General features: G+C 59.1%; 5 protein-coding genes. 1 reads left to right on the forward strand and 4 read right to left on the reverse strand.

Annotation, left to right across the window (positions count from 1 at the left end; genetic code table 11):
• Positions 1 to 54 precede the first annotated feature (54 nt).
• Positions 55 to 339 carry a hypothetical protein gene (locus tag JJE47_11270; GenBank protein MBK5268001.1) on the reverse strand — a complete coding sequence of 95 codons (285 nt, stop codon included), beginning with the start codon at positions 337 to 339 and terminating at the stop codon, positions 55 to 57.
• A gap of 102 nt (positions 340 to 441) precedes the next feature.
• The gene (locus tag JJE47_11275; protein MBK5268002.1) at positions 442 to 654 is read right to left on the reverse strand and encodes a hypothetical protein; all 213 of its coding nucleotides are present in this window, start codon (positions 652 to 654) and stop codon (positions 442 to 444) included.
• A gap of 77 nt (positions 655 to 731) precedes the next feature.
• Between JJE47_11275 and JJE47_11280 the strand changes: the two genes are divergently transcribed.
• Complete coding sequence (locus JJE47_11280; GenBank protein ID MBK5268003.1) at positions 732 to 1,196, forward strand: heavy metal-responsive transcriptional regulator; 465 nt, start codon at positions 732 to 734, stop codon at positions 1,194 to 1,196.
• Between the two features lie 239 nt (positions 1,197 to 1,435).
• Here the strand turns inward: JJE47_11280 and JJE47_11285 are convergent, their stop codons facing one another.
• Positions 1,436 to 2,851 (reverse strand): NADH-quinone oxidoreductase subunit N, encoded by a 1,416-nt coding sequence (locus tag JJE47_11285; protein MBK5268004.1) that lies wholly within the window; start codon positions 2,849 to 2,851, stop codon positions 1,436 to 1,438.
• Between the two features lie 22 nt (positions 2,852 to 2,873).
• Positions 2,874 to 4,352 carry an NADH-quinone oxidoreductase subunit M gene (locus tag JJE47_11290; protein MBK5268005.1) on the reverse strand — a complete coding sequence of 493 codons (1,479 nt, stop codon included), beginning with the start codon at positions 4,350 to 4,352 and terminating at the stop codon, positions 2,874 to 2,876.
• Positions 4,353 to 4,420 lie beyond the last annotated feature (68 nt).

The following is a 4,420-nucleotide window of genomic DNA, read 5'->3' on the forward strand; positions in this document are numbered from 1 at the left end:
CGAGCAGCTCAATGGCAGGTCACCTGGCAACAAAACCGTCGATGAACCAGCCGGTCAGCCTTTCTGCGGACGGGCGATCCGGCTGAACGCGACAGCGTTCGCCGCGCCAAGAGCTACCAGCCACGCCACGGTGCCCAATAGCGCGAAGCCACCGCAATGTTGCCTGCCGCAAAACCATGCCCAGTTCTGTGGATAGAAGTCAATGGCGGTGACCACCAACGAGAACCCCGTTGTTAACAAAATACGGCCCAGTTCACGAAGCCCGTCGATGGGCGCTGCGACGGAACAAACCACCGAAGTCGCGACAGGCGCATCAAACGCATCGTCGGGAGACGGCATGGCAGTGACACCAACGAGGTCCAACTTCACTTCGCTCCGAGTTGAGCAGCTCGGCGTTCCGGCCGCCTCAACATCGGCGCCGAAACATTCACAGCGCTTGGCTCAACGTCGGGTCGATAATGGGCGAGGTTCTTGCCAGTTCCGACTCCCAACCTCAAGCGTCTCGCCGTAAGCCTGAAGATTCACCCGTCGACGGCGCCTCCGAAGGCCCAATAGCTCCATCGGGGCGTCATAAAAGTCGTACAGCCATGCCATCGGGTCATAGCTGCGAATCACCTCAAGTTGCTCCATCCGGCTGTCAGTATCCGTTGGCATAGTGTCACATTTTGTTGATCCTCCTCCGACCGTACACCTTCTACCCGACTGGAATGTCAAGTGACTATGATGACCACATGCGAATCGGCGAATTATCACAAAGGGCGGCAGTACCCACCAAGACCATCCGCTACTACGAGGACATCGGGCTGCTTCCAGAGCCCGAACGCAGCGAAAATGGATATCGCGAGTACGACGATGACGCCATCGCCCGCTTACGGTTCATTCGTGACGCCCAGGCGAGCGGTCTAACCCTGACTGAGATCGGCTCGATCGTCGATCTCCGAGACCAGGGAGAAACAACGTGCGACCACGTAGTTGATCTGCTCGAACGTCACCTTAAGGATCTTGAAGCCCACATTTCTGATCTTCAACGGACCCGCGCCCAGTTAACCGTCATGACGAAACGTGCCAAAAAGCTCAATCCGGCCGATTGCACCGACCCCAACCGTTGCCAAACCATCGGCGAGGAAGTCCTCGTGAGACGCCCTCGCACGGCCATTCATGTCCACTCGGCTCCTCATAGGCACGCCCACCCGTAAGAGCCATGGATAATCGCTAGTCATTGCCGGGCCACAGCAACGGGAGAAACCGAAAACGAAGCGTTGTAGAGCGGCGCCAAAGCCGGCAGACCGATCGAACTTGGGAAACCGATGAACCTTTTGACCGGCCGTTGGCAGCGCCGACATCAGGAGTGGAGCCAACGTCAGTGGCGCCGACGGGAACGCCAGATCCTCAGCACTCGCGGAGACCTGGTCGGCCCGGACTACGCCGAGCGGAACTACCCGGTCAATAGCTGTACGGCTTCCCAGGCGCGCAGCAGCGGCTGAGCAGCAACACCGACCAAAATTACGGCGACAGTCGCCACCCCAATCGACACGCCAGACAGCCGACCCATAGTGGGTCGTTTACCAGTTGACTCACCGAGGTAAGCAGGCCCAAGCACTCGCAGGTAATAGACCAGCGATATCGCCGAGTTGACCACAGCGAGCACAGCCAACCACGCGTATCCCGCATCAATCACAGCTCCCATCAGGAGGAGCTTGGCGGCAAAACCCCCCAGCGGGGGAATACCAACAAAGGAAAGGAATCCGACCAACATGGCCCCCATGAGCCACGGATGGGGACTACTGAGACCTCGATAGGAATGGCGATCCGTGAGACCTCTCAGCTGAACGACCACGCCGAACACCGCGACCGTACCGAATGCGTAGGCAACCAGGAACATGAGGAGAGAAGGAAGGGCGAGACCACTGCGACCGAGCGCCACAACCGCCATCAGCCCATAACCGGCCTGCGAAACGGCCGACCAGCCGAGCAGACGCCTGACATCATCCTGCCGCAAGGCAACGAGGTTGCCGAGGGTCATGGTGACGGCCGCCAGCAGAGCCACCAGCGGTCTCCAACCCAACTGGGTGTCGGGAAGTATGAGAACGAGGCGAGCCAGGAACACCAACGCACCTATTTTCCCGACGATCATGAGGAATGTCGCAGCCGGGGCGGGAGCCCCTTCGGCGACATCGGGCACCCAGGGATGGACTGGTGCTACGCCCATCTTGAAAGCCACGCCAATAGTCACCAGACCAAACCCGACTACCAGAGCGAGCGGATCGGCGTTGACCAGACCCGGACCGACGTCGGCGAACGTTGTGCCACCTGATAACCCGAAGAGGAGAGCAACGCCGTAGACCATTGCCCCGTTGGCGAGGGCGCCGAGCAGAAAGTATTTCATGCCTGCCTCAGCCGAGGCCCGAGACCGGCGATGGAATGCCGCCAGCGTATATCCTGCGACGGACGACAGTATCATGGCCAGAACCAGTTCCATGAGGTCGGTTGCCCCTGCCAAGAGCACGGCCCCGAGGGTTCCGAAGACCACCATGACGTAGTACTCACCCTGGCGGTCATCCGAGCGAAACCACTCGACCGATAACGCCACGACCAACAACCCGACTACTGCCAGCAGAAGCGTTGCCCACCTCCCTACTCCGTCGGCGGCGAGCGAGTCAAAGAACGTCAATCCGGGGGGGTCGATAATATCGAGGCCCGCGAAGATCGCCGCGGCAACCAGAACCGCGGTCGCGACGAGCGCGATCCATGGTTGCATCCGCCGCGGAGTAAACAACGCGACGAGTAAGACAAGGATGGATCCGGCTGCCAGGATCAGCTCGGGCAGGATGTCCCCGACAAAACCGACCATCTGCGTACCCATGTCCTGCACGTCAGCCCCCAGTCATGACGCGCGTTGCCGAATCGACCACGTTGACCAGCCAGGCCGGAGCGATCCCTATGACGACCACGAGGATCAGCATCGGGACAATGGCTGCCAATTCCCACCCACCAAGGTCAGTCCATTCCGACCACCGCTCTGGCAGAGGCCCCAGGAACACCTTCTGCACCATTCGCAGGAAGAGGGCCGCCGTGATCACAATTCCGAGCAGACCTGTACCCGCCAGCCATGGGTATACGCCGAGCGTTCCGGCGAAGATCTGGAACTCGGCCACAAAGCCGGCAAGTCCGGGTAATCCCAGCGAGGCGAATGCGGCCAGGATCATCGCACCTGTCAATGCCGGAGCCCGTGCTGCCAAACCGCCGTATTCGTCCATTTCGAAGGTCTTGCCACGGGCGAGGACTGATCCGGTTAGGAGGAACATGGCGCCAGTGATGAGGCCGTGGGCGACCATCTCAATCGTTGCCCCGGTAAGGGCTAGCGAACGAGCCCCTTCGCTTGCACCAATGTTGGCGGCAACTGCTACGCCCAGAATTACGTATCCCATGTGGTTAACCGACGTATACGCCACCAATCTTTTGAGGTTCGTTTGAGCCATCGCTACGAGCGCCCCGTAGACGATGCTGATTACGGCGATTATTGCGATCGGCAGCGAGAACCGGCCGAAGGTTTCCGGCATCATCTGCAGCAAGATCCGTACGAATCCATAGGTGCCCATCTTGAGCAACACACCGGCCAGGATCGTCGAAGCCGGCGCGGGTGCATCTACGTGGGCTGAGGGAAGCCACGTATGAAATGGCGCCAGCGGTGTCTTGATCATAAATCCCAATGCAATCGCCCAAAAGATCAGAACAGGAGCAAGACCGGTAGTCGGCAACGGCTGATTCGTAATGATGTCGATCATGTCGAACGTGCGCTGGTCTCCCGAGTTCAGATATATCCCGAGAATCCCAAGCAGAAGAGACAAGGAACCAACCAGGGTATAAACAAAAAACTTGAGAGCCGAGCGATGCGCGTTTCCGTGCCCCCAGATGGCGATCAGAAAATACATGCCCACGAGTGACAAATCGAAGAAAACGAAGAAGAGGATCAGATCGAGCGCCAGAAAGAGACCGAGCGAAGCACCCTCGAGGAAGAGAAAGGCGGCGTAGTACTGCCTGGCCCGCCCTCGCAAGTCGACTGGAAATATGATTGAAGCGCTGAACAGTAGAGCAGTCAGCGCCACCAAAGGTAGCGATAGTCCGTCCAATCCGACCTGGTAGGAAACCCCGATCGAAGGGATCCAGGCATGTGACTCGACCATCTCGAACCCCGGTCCGCCTTGAAACCTGACCCAGGCAGCCACGATCAACGCCAACGGCACCAAACTGACACCAAACGCCGTCCGGCGAGCAAGTTCGGGCCGGTCACGGGGCATGGCCAACAGTGCGATGGCTGCCAATAACGGCACGATTATCGCGACACTCAACATTCTCCTACCTCCATATGGCGGCAACAATGAACAGAACGACGCTGCCGCCGACAAGCAACGTGTAGTAG

This window comes from Acidimicrobiia bacterium (assembly GCA_016650365.1).
GTDB lineage: Bacteria > Actinomycetota > Acidimicrobiia > Spongiisociales > JAENVV01 > JAENVV01.